Source organism: Filimonas zeae, from assembly GCF_014641615.1.
GTDB lineage: Bacteria > Bacteroidota > Bacteroidia > Chitinophagales > Chitinophagaceae > Filimonas > Filimonas zeae.
The window spans coordinates 1-19,619 of sequence record NZ_BMIB01000009.1; the positions used below are offsets into that span (position 1 = coordinate 1).

Consider the following 19,619-nt stretch of genomic DNA (forward strand, 5'->3'; position numbering starts at 1 on the left):
TTTCTGAGTTTTCCTGTTCCATCTTACTGTGTTTAAAGGTATTTCATATAGAAAACCTGTGACACAGTTTATTAAACAGACCCGCAGGTTGGCTTTCGGCACCCGCCTGAGCAACTGCTGTATATGGGGTTATTCCTCCTGCATCCGCCTGAGCAATTTTTGCGTATGCTGGCACGGGTCCAACATGTATCTGAGCCACTTTTGTATACAACAATGTTTTAATGCTATCTGGTGCAGCAGCTTCAGGGCCCTGATATTCATTAGAAATATATAGCTACACACTTTTGGCACACCAATATATAACTACAACATCTGTGTGGGCAGTACTGGTTTATTCTCTTATAACTGGCTGGTGTTGAATGGTAATCCTATTGTCTACCTGCCGGGCGCACAACACAGCTTACTTTCTATAGTGCTGGCGTTTTACACGGCTTAGCGTATCCTTATTTACCCCCAGGTAAGAGGCTATAATATGCTGCGGAAAGCGTTGCAGCAGTTCGGGGTAGCATTCGCAAAAATCAATATACCGTTTATCCGCATTGCCGCTTATGGCAGAGGTTAGTCGGCGGTTGTTCGCAATATTATTGCGTTCATCCAGCTGCCGTGCCATTTCACCAAATGCAGGAACCTGCTTCATCATGTTAAGGGCATCTTCTCTGGTAATCAGCAGCAGATCGCAGTTTTCCCAGGCATCTATATGGTACAGGCTTGGCGTAAGCATGGCCCAGCTTTCACGGTCGCCCATCCACCAGCCTTCTACGCCCAGGCGTACAATGTGTTCAATGCCTTTATCGTCAACCATATACATGCGCATGGCACCTTTTACTATAAAGGCAAAATATTTCTGTTGCTCGCCTTCCTGTAGCAGAAATTGCTTTTTTCTTAATCTGGAAGGTAGAAACACCTGCCTCAGCAATGCCTTTTGGTCTTCTGAAAGTGGCTCAGAACCGAATTTTATCAGATAGTCAAAAAAAGCCTGGTGCATAGTAAACTCAAATATCAGGTACAGTAGAATGGTTAGGGGCAAATATAAAAGTAAAAGAACATTCAAAACCATAGACAAATGTCTACGTGTTTTTACGACAAATGTCATCGTTCTGTTGTACACGTATTATGAAATTTGCCCCTGTTAACCTGCATCGCCATACGCGGCTTATTCTTTAACCAATCATATCACAAAAGCATGTCAAAAAATGTAAATGCAGGCCTTGATGCTCTGCTGCGCCCGGAAGACAGTATTGTAGTACTTATTGATCATCAGCCTTTTCAGTTTGCTAACCTGCACAGCCACGAGCCTACCATGATTATTAATGCGGTAACAGGATTGGCCAAAGCAGCAAAGGTGTTTAAGGTGCCCACCATTTTAACCACTGTAATAGAAGAGCGTGGAGGTTTGCTTATTAAGCAGATTCAGGAAGTGTTTCCTGAGCAGAAACCCATAGACCGCACTTTTATTAACACCTGGCAAGACCCCAATGTTACCAGCGTGGTAGCAAAAAGCGGTCGCAAGCAGTTAATTATTGCAGGCTTGTGGACAGAGATTTGTGTGGCCATGCCCGCTATACAGGCAGCTGCTGAAGGCTATGATGTATTTGTGGTTACAGATGCCTGCGGCGCTACCTCAAAAGAGGCGCATGATATGGCAATACGCCGTATGGTGCAGCATGGCATTACACCTATTAACTGGCTGGCTGTAGCTTCTGAATGGCAACGCGACCATGCCCGTACCGAAACAGGCAGTGCCTTTGCCAATATTATTTTAGAGCATGGCGGTGCAAGCGGTGTGTCATTTGCCTGGGAAATGCAATTGCTGGCTACCCCAGTACCCGCATAACTTTAATAACTAAAAAGCAACATCCTGGCTAAAACAGGGTGTTGTTACTTATACTATGAAAAAGAAAAGCAGTTTTAGTACACAGGGCCACCGGGCCGATATAGGCGAGCTTTCTATACAACGCCTGCTGCCCAACAGATATGCAAATGCAGTAGGCCCGTTTGTTTTTTTAGATCATATTATTCCCACCATTCAAACCAAAGTAAACAAAGAAGGCACCGGCGCACATCCACACCGGGGCATAGCTACGTTAACCTATATTCTGAATGGGGAAGATGAACATTTTGACAGTGCCGGAAACTATGCCATGGTGCATTCCGGAGGCGTGCAATGGATGAAAGCCGGTAACGGTATAATACACGATGAAACGCTGAATTATGATGCGGAAACAGATTCCAGACTGGTACATGCTTTTCAGTTCTGGATTAATCTGCCCGCAGCAATCAAAGCCCAGCCACCTGCGTATTTAGCCATACAAGCCCATGAGGTGCCCTATAAGGTTCTGCCAGATAATAAAGGATGGATAAAGGTGGTTGCAGGCTCGTTTCAGGAATTAAGCTCGCCCATACCCAACTATTCGCAGCAATTTTTATATCATATTCATCTGGCACCAGGTGCTGATTTTACAGTTGACTTTACCGGGGAGGTAGAGGTGGCAGCATGTTTGCCCACCTTACCAGCCCTGTTAAACGACGAGCCTTTTAATGCGGGTGATTTTATTGAGTTTAGCAGACAGGAGGGGAGTATACAACTGCGGAATGAAAACAAGGAAGCGTGCGATATTTTATTATTTGGTGGCGAACACTATAAAGAGGCCATTATAGCTGAAGGGCCATTTGTAATGAATTCAAAACTGGATATAGCAGCTGCTTATAGAGATTTTTATAACGGCAGTTATGGCACAATAGATTACAAGAAACAAAGATTGGCAGCCGGGTAAACGTTTTGCACTGTTTTGCCCGCTCAGGAATTTGCCGGCCCAGCCTGGCGGGCATTTCTCCCAGTTCTACGGCCGTTTCGGGAAGCTTCCCGAAATGGTCAGCCAACTCCACAGGCATTTCAGCCAACTTTACGGAATAATGCGGCAACTTTTCGGGCCTTTCAGACAGCTTGCAGATATGCCGGGACAACTCTCCGGACATTTCTGCAAGTTATCCAGCCATTCCGGCGAGCTCCACATTTTGCCGGGCCAGCTCGTCCGACGAAATGTGGAGCTCTGCCGTCGTTCGGGAGGGCTCGCCGGAATGCTGAGCCAGCTCTGCCGTCGTTTGGGAGGGCTCGCCGGAATGCTGAGCCAGCTCTGCCGTTGTTCGGGAGGGCTCGCCGGAATGCTCAGCCAGCTCTGCCGTCGTTTGGGAGGGCTCGCCGGAATGATGCGACAGCTCTCCGGAATGCCCGGTGAGCTCAATAATTTGCCGGACGAGCTCGCCGGAGAAAAAATAAAGTGTGTTTTTAGCAAAATGGTGTGCTGGTAAATTGTCTGATTTCTCATTATCTCAGGGGAGTAAACCACTTCTGGAAAGCCAGGGCATACAGGCTGAATATTAGCAAAAGTATACTGTTATCCGGCTTTGATTTATGTATATTTGATAGACATTATACACCCTGAATACCTGCAAACCACACCAAATGATTCAAATTGGACAATGGAAAGGATACTATAGTTACTCCGGCGAAAAGGTTAACAAATTCCGGCAGTTTGAGAACACCTTGTTTGATATTGAAATTTTAACTGTTAACGGAAATTTTTTTACCGGAAAGGTTCAGGATGATCTGGGCACAGGCGGAACCGAAGGGGTAGGAGATATTACCGGGCAAATTAAGGGAAACGGAATTGATTTTGTTAAGCGCATGCCGGTTTTGACTTTTATTGTGGATGAAAAAGGAACAAGGAAAACCTTTAATAAAAAACACCCTCCCATATTTTATACTGGCGAATTTACAAACGATGGACAAACGGTAAATGGCACCTGGAGGTTTAAGTTTTGCTTTGTTTGGCTGGGCATAATTCCCATACCCATTATGCCGATAAAGGGAGCCTGGTCAATGACTTTACAAGCATAACAGCAGCTAACATCTAACCCCGGCTAAATAAGTATGTCTAACACAGTAATCAATGAAATTAAACTGGACATTTTTGCTGACTACTTTCAGCTTTACCTAAAGGATGAAAATGCAGAAGGCGATTTGAGCAAAATGTGGACACAAGAAGCCATTGAAAGGCTTTTAGCCATAACAGACGGCACTATTGGCGTAGGTACAGTACGGAATATGGATGTTCCGGTAATTATTAAAATCTTCACTACAGAGCCGCCATTGCTGGCTGACGGGGAGGATGTAATAGCACAAATAAACGAGTGTGATATAGAAGTTAGTTCAGGGAAAATTGTAATAGCAGGCTGTACCGACCTATTTGCCCGATGCCGAAAGAATTGAATTGGAAAACGGTATATACCGGGCCAGAATTTATTACGTCAATCTTGATACATTAAGCGAGGACGAACTTGACGGAGATGATTTTTACGAAATTCATTTGTGGAAGACTGACAAAAAGCAGGAACTGTCAATTATTAAGAGCAGGCAGGCTTAACTAAATATATTTATGCCAATAACCCGAAGCTCCGACCAGCGGAGGCAAACATTAGAAGAATTTTATCAGGAAGTCTCGGAAGGACGTCCACATTATGATGTAGACCCTGGCAAAGGAATGCTTGATTTTATTCAGCTCATCAACCAGATATTTAAACAAACGCTTATCTGGGGTTTAACATCTCATTATAGACTGGTGTTGCAGAGTGCAGACGATTATAAGTCGCCGTGGTATGTTATAGTAGTCAGTATCGGAACAAAGGAATATTACTTTGAATATCTGATGCCTTTGGAAAAGCAGCCCTGGCCGCACGCTTATGTTCGTGGAGAAGCTAAGAATATTGAGGAGGCTAAGAGGTATCTGTTGATTGCTATGTATGAAAGCGGAGGGTGGGCTGGCAATTCAGAGTTGATGCAATTGATGCATGACAATAACATCAAAGGCGTATAGAGTAATATTTGCTGTGCTTTTGCAGCTGCTATTTTTTTAATCAGACAGGGTTTATCGGATAACCAATTTTGAAAGAAAATAGCCACCACCGATTACTATCAATACTGACCCGATAATCATCATAATAATTGACCAGCTAAATGTTTCGAAATAGGTTACCAGCGTGCCCTTGTATGGCTTATCAGATTGGTAGGCTATGATAGCTTTTTCGCCTATATCCCACGCAGAAGGGCTATAGGAAGCGTTATGTCTGTATATGTATTCCTGTTTATCTTTTGCGGTGTAACGGAAGATAGGGCGATATGCGATACCATCGTCATCGGCTTTGGGAACTTCTTGCAGTTCAATCACTTTTCCTATGGCTCGTTCAGTTGTTTTCAAAAAGTCTAGTTGTTCTTTAATCAGGAATGAGGATATCACAATAAGAACGATTCCTATTAAAAGGGTTAGTCCGTAGTTCATATAAATACGGTTAAGGGGTTATGCGATAAGATACCAAAATAAAAAAATACAAAAGGCGCTATCATTCAGATTTTTTTATTGAAAACCCAACCCGCCAGGTAATAGCCACCTCCAATCACTATCAAAGCCACTGCTATAGCCATCAGAATAACTGAATAATTAAATACGCCCCAATAGGTTAAAAGCATACCGTTAGATGGATTATTGGGATTGTAGGCAATAGTAGCTTCTTCGCCAATACTCCACCGGATAGAGTTGGAGGAACCAGAGTGTTTGTATATGTATTTCTGGTGGTTGCCGGCAGTGTACTGAAAAACGGGTTTATAGGTAATACTGTCTTCGTTGTCGTTTACTTCTATGTCTATCACTATTCCTGTTGCTCTTTCGCTTTTTTTCAAAAAAATCAGGCGCTCTTTAATCGAAAACACAGACATTAAGAGAATAACGATTCCTATTATAAGGGCTATTCCGTAAAACATAAAAATACGGTTAAGGATTTCGCGATAAGTTACTATAAATTAGAAACAAAAAAGCCGTTTCCCTACCTGAAACAAGAAAACGGACTTTTTTATTCAATCGCCAATCTTCCGCCGGCAAGGGGTAAGTTCTAAGGCTGCAGGGAAGTTGCAAAACAGGTTTAAGTATAACAGCAAGGAGTTACAGAGCGGAGAGTTTAGTGACGGGAGTGGTTTAGAGTTATATGACTATGGGGCAAGAATGTATGATGTTCAAATAGGGTTATGGGGAACAGGTGATCCGCTTTCTGAAAAATTCAGGAGATTGTCTCCTTATAACTATTGTGCTGGTAATCCAATAAGGTTTATTGATCCGGATGGGATGGAGATCCGGGAGGCTGCTGCAAAGAATCCAGGTGAACGAGGGATACCGCTTATCTTAATTAACAAGCTTTCCAAAACTCAATATGAGTATAACGATAAGGGGCAATTGACTATTAAAAAGGGTACTATAAATGAAAAAGGGTCTGCCTATTATTCAGACAGACTGAATGAGGCAATAAAAAGTAGTAAAGTTATAACTATAGGAATTAGTCAAACATTTAAGCAGGGGAATGGATAAATGAAATCAGTGGATGGTGATGCAGGTGGTGGAGTAACGCAAACGCCGGCGCAAAGTAGGGCTGGTAGTCCTTTTTTGGATCAACGTCCTAAGGCGGCAGGGAATCCGATAGTTTTAATTTCTGGAAACTCCAACTGGAATATAAAGGGGACAGATGGGGTAACAGCTGTGCCGGGCTCTCCTGAATTTATTCTAATGCACGAACTTGTGGGGCACGCTATTCCAATCATATTAGGTAAGATGGAAGGCAATGCGGTTGTAAATGAAAATAAAGTTAGACGGGAGGTGAATGTGCCCTTAAGACAAGCAGATCCCCGTCACCTGGAAAGTAATTTTGGTAATTGATGTATGAAATATTTAATGAGGTATGAAATATTTAATTGTTTTTATTTTTTTATTGTTGCATTCCTGCAAAGAGGAGAAAAAGGCAAAATGCATTTCTTTGATTTGTTTGAGAAGTTTCGATACCTGTATGAGAGGTTCTGATACTGTTTATGTAAGAATTGCGAATAATTCAAAAGATACCATATTTGTACCTTCCTCATACGAAGGTGCATTCTATGTAGATGGGGACAGCCTTTTTTTAGAAGCTGTTCCTAAACCTGAATACTATAAAAGTGTCTTTTATAAGTATTCAAAAGTATTCCCTTTCGAGGTGTATACCGCCAGAATAATACCTGGTCAGGTACCGGATACAGTTATAAAGATAAATTATCAGGCCTATTTCTTTAATCAATTTCGCATGAGACCGTTTGTTCCTTTATATCCCGGATCTATACATATACAGACTGTGGTATTTAACGTGCCGCAGAGAGCTGATATTGTGCGGGTAGTTTATTATAAAAAGTCGTTTGCTAATTGGTTGGGAAAAGATTCTTTAAATTATCAGCTGGATGATTTCATCCGGTTTGATAGTGCAGAAGCGAAATATCTTACTGACACAATTTTCAATAGGTACTACGGTAGCTAAATTTTTTGTTTGGGTATGTTTTACTCATCTGGTGCAGTGTAGTAGATTGTAGTAAGGGGATGTTTCCAGAACGGCAAAAACAGCCAGTAATACTGTTGATAACATCGTCCTGAGTAACGGTATAGGCGTCAGATGGCTACAAAATGGTAAAGAAATGCAGACAGGCTTTGTTGAAAAAGAGGGCGATTTACAAGCGTGTATAAAGAAGTTCAGTCGTCTTTGGCAGAGGAATAATATTTTAGCCAAAGAGTTTATTACATGACAGATACCATGTTTACCCGATTTTGGTTGGAATTTGACATAGAGGATGCTCTTGCAGTTCCTGCGGGAGTTGGGACAGGGTGTGGTGTTACTGCATTTGATTATTTTGATGCACTTAAGATTATGGACGAAAAGGTATTTGTTGATGTGAAGCGTCCTGTATTCAAAAGAGTAGTGGAGAATGTAGATATCCGAACCCTCGATCAGGGACATGTGATACCTAATATGATCGCGCCGGTGCATCGGGGTGTCTGGTTTCCATTAGGTTATCAGTAGTAACCCATATGGCATCCTGGGTGTTTGCAATAAGCGATTTTCAGAAAGCAGAGAAAATGAAACAATATGGGAGCTATAAACATAGCATTGACATTGTTGATAGTATGTTGTTTGGGTTGCGCTAATAATGGCGGTAAGAATGATATTCTTGGAAACTCTTCTGTGAAGAAGGTCGAGGGGAATAAGGACACAGCAATTAAGCATTTGTCATCCAAAAGAGTTTTTGATAGTTTGTATGCCGCTATAGAATGTAATGAGGGGGATGCTGAAGAAAAGGCGGGACGCCTTGAAGGGCGGATTGATTCCCTGCTTACAACAATGTTATCTGCTTTGGAGAAATCAAACTATAACTCCGGGCGTGTGGCTCCTTTTCTGGAATTATTGAAGAAGGAAAAGGTTGGTTATAAGTCTGCTATCTCTTCATCGGCGGAATTGGTATTCTGGTCTTATGGAACAACGTCTATGCAGGGGGAAAGGAAGGTTGCAGGCAACTGCTATTATCTTAAAGAATTAGAGAGGCGCTATGCGTTCTACCTGGCAATCTGGGAGCAAATTAATAGTGCTCTTTTGAGTATTGGTATGTGATCTGTTTGTTGGCAACTGTTCTATTATGGTGGAATTTAAAAAGGGATTTTGAAGAAATGCTTCCTTATGATAGAAGGAGATATCCTGCCCACGAAGAAAAGCCTACTACGATCGGACTTCTTATTTTAAAAGAACTTAATAAGCTTAAAGGCGACTAGATATGATGAAGACTAAAATTTAATAATTCTCTTTTTAAAAAGCCGCCTCCTGCAAAACAAGAGACGGCCTTCCATTCACATCAAAACAACTGGCTTAATGCCCGCTATTATTACTGCTCCCAATCTTATCCAATATCTTATGCGCCACTTCCATCGCCAGATACCCATCCAGCTCGCTCACCACAGTAGGCTTATTCTGCAAAATAGACTGCGTAAAAGCCTCTAATTCGTCTTTAATAGCATTACTCTGTGTAACTACCGGATTAGCCACTGCAATGGTCTTAATTCCGTTGTTGGTGTCCAGATCAAAAGTGAATACGCTGTCATCATCCGTTTCCTGTTTCAGGCGAATGATTTCCGTGTTCTTTTCCAGAAAGTCGATACCTATGTAGGCATCTTTTTGGAAAAGGCGGATTTTACGCATTTTCTTCATGCTGATGCGGCTGCTGGTAAGGTTGGCTACGCAGCCGTTGTTAAACTCAATACGTACGTTGGCAATATCGGGGGTGTCCGTCATTACCGCTACGCCGCTGGCGCTTATGTTTTTAACGTCGCTTTTTACCAGGCTGAGGATAATGTCAATGTCATGTATCATCAGGTCCAGTATTACACTTACCTCGGTACCACGTGGGTTAAACTGGGCCAGGCGGTGTACCTCAATAAACATGGGGTTCAGCTGCATGTCCTTAATAGCCGTAAAAGCCGGGTTAAACCTTTCAACGTGGCCTACCTGCATTTTAATGTTGGCTTCGCGGGTCATATCAACCAGCTGGCGGGCTTCCTCTACGGTGTAGGCCAGTGGTTTTTCTACAAACACGTGCTTGCCCCTGCGAATAGCCATTTCGCACAGTTTAAAGTGGTGGTTGGTGGGGGCAATAATATCAGCTGCATCCACTGCATCCATCAGTTCTTCTGCACTGGCGTAGCGTTTCAGCTGATATTTTGCTTCTACCTCAGCAGCCGTAGCGTCATTGGGATCAAAAAATCCAACCAATGTTACATTTTCCAGTTCTTTCCAGCTGTTCAGGTGGTATTTACCCAAATGGCCTACTCCAAAAACGCCTACTTTAAGCATGACGGGTATTGTATTGTTTTTTAAAAACTATGACATATACGATTCTATCGGTTCACAGGTACAGATCAGGTTTCTGTCGCCATGTGTGTTGTTAATCCGCGATACACTTGGCCAGAACTTGTTCTGGGTTACATAGTACAGCGGAAACGCTGCCTGCTGGCGGGTGTAGGTGTAATTCCATTCATCCGCACAAATAACAGCCTGGGTATGCGGTGCATTTTTCAGGGCGTTATTGGCTTTATCAACAGTACCGTTTTCTATCGCTTTAATTTCTTCGTAAATCGTAATCAGTGCATCGCAGAAGCGGTCCAGCTCGCCTTTGTCTTCGCTTTCTGTAGGCTCTATCATAATAGTGCCGGGTACAGGAAAGCTGAGGGTAGGGGCGTGGAAACCATAGTCCATCAGGCGTTTTGCCACGTCTTCGGCTTCTACACCGCTGGTGGTTTTAAACGGCCTCAGGTCTACAATAAACTCATGCGCACAGGTGCCGTTGCTGCCGCTGTACAGTATTTTGTAATACTGCTCCAGACGGGCCTTCATGTAATTGGCGTTAAGAATTGCGTTTTCAGTAGCTCTTCTAACACCGGTAACACCCAGCATTTTAATATACGCATAGCTGATTAACAGAATAGACGCGCTGCCAAATGCGGCGGCACTTACGGCGTTACCCTTATTGGTAGCGCTCCACTCGCCCTGTAACAGGGTAGCGTGTGAAGGCAGGTAAGGTGCCAGGTGTGCTTTTACGCAGATGGGGCCCATGCCAGGACCGCCGCCACCGTGTGGTATAGCGAAGGTTTTGTGCAGGTTAAGGTGACAAACGTCTGCGCCGATGTTACCGGGAGAAGTTAAGCCTACCTGGGCGTTCATGTTGGCGCCATCCATGTATACCTGTCCACCATATTGATGTATAGTAGCACAGATATCTATAATGCTTTCTTCAAACACACCGTGGGTAGATGGGTAAGTAACCATCAGGCCACCCAGTGTGTCTTTATATTGTTCTGCTTTGGCTTTCAGATCAGCTACGTCAATATGACCATCTTCATCGCTCTTCACCACCACCACTTTCATACCGGCCATTACAGCGCTGGCAGGGTTGGTACCGTGTGCAGAAATAGGAATTAATACCACGTTACGGTGTGCGTTGCCGTTGGCTTTATGATAGTCCATAATAGTTAACAGGCCCGCATATTCGCCCTGTGCACCACTGTTAGGTTGCAGGCTGGTAGCATCAAAACCGGTAATTACGCTAAGGTATTTACCCAGCTCTTCTATAATTTGTCCGTAACCTTTTACCTGGTTGGCAGGTACAAAGGGGTGAATCTGCCCAAACTCAGGCCAGCTTACCGGTATCATTTCAGTAGCGGCGTTCAGCTTCATGGTACAGCTACCCAGGCTAATCATGCTGGTGTTTAAGCTCAGGTCTTTGTTTTCCAGCTGCTTCAGGTAACGCATCATCTGGCTTTCGCTGTGGTGTGTGTTAAACACCGGGTGCGTAAGGTAGCTGGAAGTACGTTTGGCAAAGGCAGGTATATTGTTCAGTTCGTAACCTTCTGCATCAAAACCAATAGTAGCCTCGTCCAGGCCTTTGGCTTCTGCAAAAATGTATACGATATCCAGTACATCTTTCTGCGTAGTGGTTTCGTCCAGTGCAATACCAATGGTGTTATCGGCAAAGTAGTGGAAGTTAACCTGATGCTTTTCTGCAATAGGGCGTATTACCGCTGCATCGGCATCAATTTTAACCGTATCAAAGTATTGGCTGTTTACGTTGACAAAACCCAGCTCGGCCAGTGCTTCGCTTAAAGTCTGCGCCAGTAAAGCCACGCGGCTGGCAATGTTTTTCAGCCCTTCTGCACCGTGGTAAACGGCATACATAGCAGCCATGTTGGCCAGTAATGCCTGTGCGGTACAGATATTAGAAGTTGCTTTTTCGCGTTTAATATGCTGCTCGCGTGTTTGCAGCGCCATGCGTAAAGCACGGTTGCCTTTGGCATCAATACTCACCCCTATAATACGGCCGGGCAGGTTACGCTTAAACTCATCTTTAGTAGCAAAGAAGGCAGCGTGCGGGCCACCATAACCTAAAGGAACGCCAAAGCGCTGTGCACTACCTACCGCCACATCAGCACCCAGTTCGCCAGGGCTGGTTAACAGGGTAAGCGCCAGCAGATCGGTTGCCATGGCTACATAACCACCTACATTGTGTACGTTGGCAATAAAACCGCGGTAATCTTCAATGCTGCCGTTGGCGTTGGGGTATTGTAAAATGGCACCGAAATAGGTATCGTCCAGCAGTACCTCGCGGTAGTTGCCAAACACCAGTTCAATATTTATGGGGGTAGCACGGGTAACCAGTACGTCTTTGGTTTGGGTAAGTACTGCGTTATCTACAAAAAACTTAGGTTTAGTAATGTTGTCACCTTTGTTTACATGATGAAACAGCATGGCCATAGCTTCTGCGGCAGAAGTAGCTTCATCCAGCAGAGAGGCGTTGGCAATTTCCAGACCGGTAAGGTCTGTAACCATGGTTTGGTAGTTGAGCAGGCTTTCCAGGCGGCCCTGGCTAATCTCGGCCTGGTAGGGGGTATACTGGGTATACCATCCTGGGTTTTCAAACACATTACGCAGTATTACACTGGGGGTAATGGTGTTGTAATAACCCTGGCCTATATAGGTTTTGAAAAGTTGGTTTTTTGCTGCAATCTGCTTCAGCTCCTGCAGGTATTCAAACTCACTTATGCCTTCCGGCAGATCCAGCGGTTGCTGCAAACGAATGGCAGCGGGTACGGTTTTCGTTATTAATTCCTCCACAGAGCTAACACCGATAACTTTAAGCATTGCTTGCGTATCAGCTTCATTTACACCAATATGTCTGCCCTGGAATTCTGACGACTGTGCAGTAAATAAGTTCATAACTAAAATAAGAGGTTGACCATTTTTTAAGAATGCGCAAAGGTACGAGCATTACAGCACTTTTACACATTATAGAAAAAACTAAAAAAATGGGTGGCTTTTGCCATTCGCCTTCATTTTTTTATAACCAAAAGGCTGTTCAGCAGCGTTTTATTATGTAAAAAAGCGGTTTTATTGCGTTTTCTATAGTTCACTATTATAGTGGTATACTCTGGTATACGGCGGCGGGTGTAACATTAACAAAACCTTCCGGTAACAATCAGTTCCGGGGCTGATGGTTGTCAGCCACCTGGGGCAGGGGCGCGGCTACTTTTGTTAAAGCGTAGGTTATTCTCCACCTCAACAACTTAAAAACAATGGACACAATTCTGGTAGCTACTGATTTTTCTCCTGCGGCGGTAAACGCGGCCGGGTATGCGGCAGATATGGCGCGGATGACCGGCAAAAAACTGCTGTTACTGCATATTTACACGTTACCGGTTAACTGGGGCCAGCTGGCACTGGCTACCGATAACACTAATATGACGGATGATGCCCAAACAGAACTGAACCGGCTGAAGGAGCAGCTGCTGCTGCGGGATGTTACGGAGTTACAGATTGATACAGCAATAAGAACAGGTACGTTTTTTCAGGAACTGAAAGCAGCCTGCGGGCAGGTAAAGCCCTATATAGTGGTAATGGGCAGCCAGGGCACCTCCGCCACAGAGCGTTTCTTTTTTGGCGGGCATACCGTGCATGCCATGCAGCATTTATTGCACTGGCCTTTAATAACGGTGCCGCTGGGGGCGGGCTTTAACTATATACGCCGCATAGGCCTGGCCTGCGACCTGAACGAGGTGGCTAATCAAACACCTATAGCATCTATCAAAAACCTGGTGAAGGATTTTAATGCCTCGCTGCATATTTTAAATGTGGGTAAAGACAGTGAACTGGCGCCGGATACGGTATTTGAGTCGGATGTATTAAATCAACTGCTGGCAGAGGTAAGCCCGCAGTACCATTTTATTGCGCACGATGATACCACGGAGGCGCTGATTGATTTTGTAAAAACTTATCATATACATCTGCTGCTGGTGTTGCCGCGTCAGCGCCAGCTGGCAGACAAGCTGCTGCTGCAAAAAAGCCACACACGCGAGCTTGTATTGCACAGCAGTGTGCCGGTAATGGCACTGCATAAGCAGGAGTGAGCAGAATCATATGCAGGCTGACGGCCGTCAGCCGTTAGCCCTGCGGGTTCGGGTAACTTTGGATATTTAAAGCAAGTTTTTACGTATGTATTCTTCTGGTGCCATGATAGACGTGAAGCAGTTTAGGTTAGAAAGCGATGAATGGAAACGTACATTGGAATTGCTGCTGCTGGAGAATGCGTACCTTAAAAACAGGCTTGCCGAAATTGTAAATGTGAGTAGTACCACCTTATTGTTTCTGGAAAAAGCGGAAGATTACCAGAACCGGTTTATGCAAAAGGATGAGGTGATAAACCTGATGCGCCAGGATATACATGAGTTTGACAGGCTGCTGGCTGCCTGCGGGCCGGAGAATAAAGAGATGCTGAAAAGCATACGGCAAAGGCAGCAGACGCTGCGTAAAGAACTGATGCTGCTGGAAAGCACTTTCAGTTTACTGAAAGTGCAGTTCCGCGATATGCTTTAGTTTAACATACTCTCCAGCTTTTTCTCGTTCAGTATTACAATACTGCCATCTTTAATATCAATCAGTTTTTCGTTCTTAAAATCGCCCAGCGTTCTAATCATACTTTCGGTGGCGGTGCCTGCAATACTGGCCAGGTTTTCCCTTCCAATATCTATAGTAGTCTGGTATTTCTTATGCAGCGTAATTAAAGCATCTGCCACTTTTTTGCGCAGGCTGTTATACGCCAGTTTCAGCAAACGTTCTTCCTGTTCCGTTACGTTTTTGGCCAGCATGGTTATAAACTTTCTGGCAATACTCAGGTTGCTGTTCATCAGCTCTTCAAAATCTTCTTTCGGTATCAGTGCCAGTTCTGCATCTTCAATGGCTTTGGCGGTTTCTTTATACACAGTACCTTCCAGCAAAGCTATATGGCCCAGAAAATCGCCCTCGTTGTACAGGCCTACTACCAGTTCTTTACCATCTTCATTGCTTTTGCAGGTAATAACCTTGCCTTTGCGCACATAGTAAAGGCGCGAGGGGCGGTTGCCTTCGGAATAAATGAGTTGTTTTTTACGATAGGTATTTACATTTCTATCGGCCGTAAAAGATTCCAGCGATTGGTTGCCGGTGTTAATACGCATCAGCTGATCCAGCCCCTGCAAATCGGCCGAAAACTCCTGCTTCATCAGGTCAACCTTACGCAGGCGGCTTTCAATAGCCGTAAGCAGTTCGGTTTCCATAAAAGGTTTGGTAAGGTAATCGTCTGCACCCAGTTCCATACCCCGGCGTATATCGGCCCGCTCTGTTTTAGCGGTTAAAAATATAAAAGGCGTGTTTTGCAGGCTGGGGTTTTTATGTATCAGATGCAGTACACCATAGCCATCCAGCACAGGCATCATAATATCGCATATAATTAAATCCGGCTTGTGTTCCAGTGCTGCTTCCACACCCACTTTGCCGTTTTCAGCCGTGTACACTTTATAGTTGGCCAGTTCCAGAATTTCAGCTGTATTCTCCCGTATGCTGTGGTTGTCCTCAATCAGTAAAATCTTCTTCATTGTGTACTCGCTTTATAATGTAAATACCAGTTTCATTTCGGTGCCCTGGTCCAGTACGCTGTGGCAGGTAATGGAGCCATTCATTAACTCGGCATATTTAGATACAATGTGCAGCCCCAGCCCCGTACCATCTATATTAGAGGCGTTAGAGGCGCGGAAAAACCGCTCGAACAAATGCGCCTGGTCTTCTGCGGAAATACCAATACCCTGGTCCTGCACGGTTAAGGTCATTTGCCCGTTGGCCACCGCACTGGCTATGGTAATAGTAGCCTGCTCCGGCGAAAACTTTATGGCATTGCTCAGCAGGTTAATAACAATATGTTTAAGCAGAGAGGCATCCAGCGTAATTACCTCTTCGCCGGTATGGGTATACAGTACCTGCTGGCCGGGCTTTAATATGGTTTTCAGTTCTTCAATAATGCCCTGTACCAACAGGTGCAGGTTAAACCTGCCAGGCTTCTGTAGTATTTTGCCTTCTTCTATTTTACCAACCGATAAAAAGTCGTTCAGTATTTCGGTTAACCCGTTTACCGATGCAACTATACGCTCCGTATGCTTTTGCCGCTTCGGCTGCTCCTCGGTAGTAGTATACTTTTGCAGCAGTATGGTAGAGGAGAGAATGGTGCTGAGCGGTGTTCTGAACTCGTGCGAGGCCAGCGATACAAAGCGGCTTTTCAGCTCGTTCAGTTCTTTTTCTTTGTTTAACGATTTGGCCAGTTCTTCTTTCGATTCTTCCAGCTTGTTCATCGTTTCCTTTAACTGAAACGTGCGCTGCTCTACCTTATCTTCCAGCTCATCATTCAGCCGGCGTATTTCTTCCTCTGCTTTTTTGCGTATGGCAATGTTGTTAATAAAGGCAATTACCAGGTTGCTTTCCTCCTTGCGATAGTGGCACAAACTCACTTCTACCGGAAACTCCGTACCATCTTTACGCACGCCAAACAAATCCATACCCAGGCCCATAGGCCGGTTTTGCATGTGCGAGCTGAACCTTTCGCGGTGGGGTACATGTTTGTGGTGAAAGCGGCTGGGGATAATAACCTCTACCTTTTTGCCTACCAGCTGGTCATCCGCTTCGTACCCAAACTGCCCCAGCATAAAGGGGTTTACCAGCAGTATTTCGCCCTGGTCGTTGGCTACCAGAATGCCTATAGAAGCATGGGTAAAAATGGCCTCTACCAATTGCTTTTCGTTGCTAAACACACCTGGCTGGTGGGAATTTGTTGGCTGCATATCACTACTCTCTCCGGGTAAACAATAAGTCGTTGGCGCAAAGGTATGATTATAATAAAAAATAATTTGATAAGTAAACAGGAATTAGGATGCCGGAAGGGGCCTGCATGCTGCTGAAACGCCCGGTTGCGCAATTTAAAGTACCTTTGCAGGCCGTAAAGGCAACATTATTCTGGTATGAGTGAGGTAAATATGGACAACTGGCAAAAGAAATCGGCAGATCGCGCCAAGCTGTATAAACAGTGGATAGCGCGTGCCGATAAAAATAAAGTGCTGAAACAGTTGCCGGACCTGCATGAGGAAGCTTTTGAAAAAGTAGACTGCCTGGAATGTGCTGCCTGCTGCAAAAACTATTCGCCCCGCTTTAAAACCCCGGATATTAAGCGCATAAGCAAACACCTGCGTTTACGGGAGAGCGAGTTTATTGATAAATACCTGAACCTGGACACCGATGGCGATTACGTGGTAAAAAGCAGTCCCTGCGCCTTTTTGGGGGCCGATAATTACTGTAGTATTTATGAAGTACGCCCCTCAGACTGCTACCGTTTCCCTTATACAGATGAAGATGTATTATTAAAGCGCCCGCAGATTACCTTAAAAAATGCCAGTTTTTGCCCGGCAGTGTACTTTGTGCTGGAGAAGCTGATACAGGCAAAATAGCTATATTTACGCGGTTGGTACCCTAAGGACATGATTAAGAGCATGGTTTATGTTTAAAAGTATTGTTTATTATGACGCATTTGCCAAAATTGATAGAAGACCTGGCTTTAATACTGATGGCTGGCGCCGTAACCACTTTGTTGTTTCGCCGCCTGAAGCAGCCGCTGGTGTTGGGGTATATTATTGCGGGCCTGCTGGTAGGGCCGCACATTGCTATACTGCCTACTGTAATTGATACAGAAAATATAAATGTACTGGCCGAGTTAGGCGTTATTTTCCTGTTGTTTAGTCTGGGTTTGGAGTTTAGCTTTAAAAAGCTGGTAAGGGTAGGGGGCGCCGCCTCTATTACTGCTATTGTAGAAGTAATAGGTATGCTGGGCATAGGTTATGCCAGCGGGCAGATACTGGGCTGGAGCCAGATGGACAGTATTTTTCTGGGTGGTATACTTTCTATTTCTTCCACCACCATTATTATACGGGCTTTTGAAGAGCTGGGCGTAAAAAGCCAGCAGTTTGCGGGTATTGTTTTCGGGGTGCTGATTGTAGAAGACCTGGTGGCCATTTTGCTGCTGGTATTACTTTCTACCCTGGCGGTAAGCCGGCAGTTTGCCGGGCCCGAAATGGCTTTTTCGGTGTTAAAACTGGTATTCTTTCTCTCCCTCTGGTTTATAGCGGGTATATTTCTGATTCCTACTTTTTTAAAAAAGGCGCGGAAGCTGCTGAGTGAAGAAACCTTGCTGATACTATCGCTGGGCCTTTGCCTGGGTATGGTGGTACTGGCTACACACGTGGGCTTTTCGCCGGCGCTGGGTGCTTTTGTAATGGGTTCTATACTGGCCGAAACTACCAAAGCTGAAAAGATTGAACACCTGGTAAAACCGGTGAAGAACCTGTTTGCTGCGGTGTTTTTTGTATCGGTAGGTATATTGATAGATCCGGCGGTGATAGTAAAACATGGCGGGCCGGTATTACTGATTACCGTGCTGACTATTGTGGGCAAATTTTTATCAAGCAGTATAGGTGCCGTATTATCGGGCCAGCCGCTGAAACAATCTATACAGGCGGGTATGAGCCTGGCGCAGATAGGGGAGTTTTCCTTTATCATTGCCACACTGGGGCTTACCTTAAAAGTAACCAGCGATTTTCTGTACCCCATAGCCGTGGCAGTAAGTGCCATTACCACGTTTACCACGCCCTACCTGATTAAATGGTCAGAGCCTTTTTATCATTTTCTGGATAGAAACCTGCCGCGCAAATTTGTAAACACCTTAAACAAATACTCTTCCGGTACGCAGGACATACAGGCAGAGAGCGACTGGAAAATTGTATTGCGTGCGTATACCGCTATTGTATTAACCAATATGATTATTTCGGTAGCTATTATACTGCTGTCTTCCACCTTTTTAACCCCATGGGTACAGGGTAAAATGAACTACAGCCTTACAGGCGATATTATTGTACTGCTGATTACGTTTGTGGCCTGTGCGCCGTTTACCTGGGCTATGATGGCTAAAAAGCCAGATACCATGGCGTATACTAACCTGTGGCTGGATAAAAAGTATAACCGCGGCCCGCTGGTAATTATTGAGGTGATACGTAACCTGCTGGCGGTATTTCTGGTAGGCTTTCTGGTAGACAGGTTGTTCTCCGGCACCATAGCCATTCTGGTGGCTATTCCGGTAATGATAATTGTATTATACATCTTCTCCCGCAGAATGCAGCTATACTACGGCCGTATTGAAAAACGCTTTTTGCGTAACCTGAATGCGCGGGAAAGCAGGGAGATTGAAGAAGACACAGCCAGGGCATCACTATCCCCCTGGGATGCGCACCTTGCCAGTTTTGAAATTAGCCCGTACGCAGCCTACGTAGGCGTATCGCTGCAACACCTGGCCTGGCGCGAACGTTTTGGGGTTAACCTGGCGTATATAGAACGGGGTGGCAAAGTAATTTACGCGCCCAGCCGGGATGAGAAATTATTCCCTTATGACCATATTGGGGTAATTGGTACGGATGAGCAGTTAATATCGCTACGTCCGCTGCTGGAAGACAATGCCAATGAAGTTACCTATGCAGAAGGCGATAAGCGCGAGAACATTGTGTTACAGAAAGTAATTGTAGATGAGCATACCAAACTGAAAGGCCAAACCATACGCCTGAGTGGCATACGCGAAAAAACCAATGGCCTGGTAGTGGGTATTGAGCGCAAAGGGCAACGTATACTCAACCCCGCTTCCGATACGAAGTTTGAGTGGGATGATGTGGTTTGGGTAGTGGGGGATAGAAGAAAGATTCAGCAATTGTACATTAAGCACGATTAACCGTATTATTTATATAAAAAGCGCCCGGCAATATATGTTTGCCGGGCGCTTTTTATTGTAG

The 19,619-nt window shown here is 44.7% G+C and carries 21 protein-coding genes; 14 read left to right on the forward strand and 7 right to left on the reverse strand.

Annotated elements, in window-relative coordinates; all coding sequences use genetic code 11:
• Positions 1-400: 400 nt before the first annotated feature.
• Positions 401-1,027 (reverse strand): Crp/Fnr family transcriptional regulator, encoded by a 627-nt coding sequence (locus IEY13_RS29345; RefSeq protein WP_229688070.1) that lies wholly within the window; start codon positions 1,025-1,027, stop codon positions 401-403.
• Between the two features lie 156 nt (positions 1,028-1,183).
• Here IEY13_RS29345 and IEY13_RS29350 point away from each other — a divergent pair, with 156 nt between their 5' ends.
• From IEY13_RS29350 to IEY13_RS29370, 5 genes are all read left to right on the forward strand, one after another.
• Positions 1,184-1,834: a hydrolase gene (locus tag IEY13_RS29350; RefSeq protein ID WP_188959310.1), complete on the forward strand. Its 651-nt coding sequence runs from the start codon at positions 1,184-1,186 to the stop codon at positions 1,832-1,834.
• 55 nt (positions 1,835-1,889) lie between these two features.
• Positions 1,890-2,774, forward strand: coding sequence for a pirin family protein (locus IEY13_RS29355; RefSeq protein ID WP_188959312.1), 885 nt, complete (start codon positions 1,890-1,892; stop codon positions 2,772-2,774).
• A 770-nt stretch (positions 2,775-3,544) separates the two neighbouring features.
• Positions 3,545-3,898, forward strand: coding sequence for a hypothetical protein (locus IEY13_RS29360; protein ID WP_188959314.1), 354 nt, complete (start codon positions 3,545-3,547; stop codon positions 3,896-3,898).
• A 33-nt stretch (positions 3,899-3,931) separates the two neighbouring features.
• Positions 3,932-4,270: a hypothetical protein gene (locus IEY13_RS29365; RefSeq protein ID WP_188959316.1), complete on the forward strand. Its 339-nt coding sequence runs from the start codon at positions 3,932-3,934 to the stop codon at positions 4,268-4,270.
• 166 nt (positions 4,271-4,436) lie between these two features.
• A complete protein-coding gene (locus IEY13_RS29370; RefSeq protein ID WP_188959318.1) occupies positions 4,437-4,874 on the forward strand; it encodes a hypothetical protein in 438 nt (145 codons plus the stop codon).
• Between the two features lie 51 nt (positions 4,875-4,925).
• Here IEY13_RS29370 and IEY13_RS29375 read toward each other — a convergent pair whose 3' ends face one another.
• Both IEY13_RS29375 and IEY13_RS29380 read right to left on the reverse strand, forming a co-directional pair.
• Positions 4,926-5,336: a DUF3592 domain-containing protein gene (locus tag IEY13_RS29375; RefSeq protein ID WP_188959320.1), complete on the reverse strand. Its 411-nt coding sequence runs from the start codon at positions 5,334-5,336 to the stop codon at positions 4,926-4,928.
• 65 nt (positions 5,337-5,401) lie between these two features.
• Positions 5,402-5,815 carry a DUF3592 domain-containing protein gene (locus IEY13_RS29380; protein WP_188959322.1) on the reverse strand — a complete coding sequence of 138 codons (414 nt, stop codon included), beginning with the start codon at positions 5,813-5,815 and terminating at the stop codon, positions 5,402-5,404.
• Positions 5,816-5,960: 145 nt separating this feature from the next.
• On the opposite strand from IEY13_RS29380, the gene IEY13_RS29385 reads away from it, so the two are divergent.
• The 5 genes from IEY13_RS29385 to IEY13_RS29405 all read left to right on the forward strand — a co-directional run bounded on the left by IEY13_RS29385 (position 5,961) and on the right by IEY13_RS29405 (position 8,505).
• Positions 5,961-6,413 carry an RHS repeat domain-containing protein gene (locus IEY13_RS29385; protein WP_229688071.1) on the forward strand — a complete coding sequence of 151 codons (453 nt, stop codon included), beginning with the start codon at positions 5,961-5,963 and terminating at the stop codon, positions 6,411-6,413.
• Positions 6,414-6,758, forward strand: coding sequence for a hypothetical protein (locus IEY13_RS29390; RefSeq protein ID WP_188959324.1), 345 nt, complete (start codon positions 6,414-6,416; stop codon positions 6,756-6,758).
• A gap of 22 nt (positions 6,759-6,780) precedes the next feature.
• A complete protein-coding gene (locus tag IEY13_RS29395) occupies positions 6,781-7,383 on the forward strand; it encodes a hypothetical protein (protein ID WP_188959326.1) in 603 nt (200 codons plus the stop codon).
• A gap of 258 nt (positions 7,384-7,641) precedes the next feature.
• Entirely contained in the window at positions 7,642-7,920 is a 279-nt protein-coding gene (locus tag IEY13_RS29400; RefSeq protein ID WP_188959328.1) for a hypothetical protein, read from the forward strand.
• A gap of 66 nt (positions 7,921-7,986) precedes the next feature.
• Entirely contained in the window at positions 7,987-8,505 is a 519-nt protein-coding gene (locus tag IEY13_RS29405; protein ID WP_188959330.1) for a hypothetical protein, read from the forward strand.
• Positions 8,506-8,757: 252 nt separating this feature from the next.
• On the opposite strand, the gene IEY13_RS29410 is transcribed toward IEY13_RS29405, so the two are convergent.
• Positions 8,758-9,738, reverse strand: a complete 981-nt coding sequence (locus tag IEY13_RS29410; protein WP_188959332.1) for a Gfo/Idh/MocA family oxidoreductase — start codon at positions 9,736-9,738, stop codon at positions 8,758-8,760.
• 27 nt (positions 9,739-9,765) lie between these two features.
• Positions 9,766-12,654 carry an aminomethyl-transferring glycine dehydrogenase gene (gene gcvP, locus IEY13_RS29415; protein ID WP_188959334.1) on the reverse strand — a complete coding sequence of 963 codons (2,889 nt, stop codon included), beginning with the start codon at positions 12,652-12,654 and terminating at the stop codon, positions 9,766-9,768.
• 356 nt (positions 12,655-13,010) lie between these two features.
• Here gcvP and IEY13_RS29420 point away from each other — a divergent pair, with 356 nt between their 5' ends.
• Both IEY13_RS29420 and IEY13_RS29425 read left to right on the forward strand, forming a co-directional pair.
• Positions 13,011-13,841 (forward strand): universal stress protein, encoded by an 831-nt coding sequence (locus IEY13_RS29420; protein WP_188959336.1) that lies wholly within the window; start codon positions 13,011-13,013, stop codon positions 13,839-13,841.
• A gap of 85 nt (positions 13,842-13,926) precedes the next feature.
• Positions 13,927-14,307, forward strand: coding sequence for a hypothetical protein (locus IEY13_RS29425; RefSeq protein WP_188959338.1), 381 nt, complete (start codon positions 13,927-13,929; stop codon positions 14,305-14,307).
• Here IEY13_RS29425 and IEY13_RS29430 read toward each other — a convergent pair.
• Both IEY13_RS29430 and IEY13_RS29435 read right to left on the reverse strand, forming a co-directional pair.
• On the reverse strand, positions 14,304-15,344 hold the full coding sequence (locus tag IEY13_RS29430) for a response regulator (protein WP_188959340.1): 1,041 nt from the start codon (positions 15,342-15,344) through the stop codon (positions 14,304-14,306). The genes IEY13_RS29425 and IEY13_RS29430 overlap by 4 nt on opposite strands.
• A 12-nt stretch (positions 15,345-15,356) precedes the next feature.
• The gene (locus tag IEY13_RS29435) at positions 15,357-16,577 is read right to left on the reverse strand and encodes a PAS domain-containing sensor histidine kinase (protein WP_188959342.1); all 1,221 of its coding nucleotides are present in this window, start codon (positions 16,575-16,577) and stop codon (positions 15,357-15,359) included.
• A 177-nt stretch (positions 16,578-16,754) separates the two neighbouring features.
• Between IEY13_RS29435 and IEY13_RS29440 the strand changes: the two genes are divergently transcribed.
• Both IEY13_RS29440 and IEY13_RS29445 read left to right on the forward strand, forming a co-directional pair.
• Positions 16,755-17,237 (forward strand): YkgJ family cysteine cluster protein, encoded by a 483-nt coding sequence (locus IEY13_RS29440; protein ID WP_188959343.1) that lies wholly within the window; start codon positions 16,755-16,757, stop codon positions 17,235-17,237.
• A gap of 71 nt (positions 17,238-17,308) precedes the next feature.
• Positions 17,309-19,558, forward strand: a complete 2,250-nt coding sequence (locus IEY13_RS29445) for a cation:proton antiporter domain-containing protein (RefSeq protein WP_188959345.1) — start codon at positions 17,309-17,311, stop codon at positions 19,556-19,558.
• Positions 19,559-19,619: the final 61 nt, after the last annotated feature.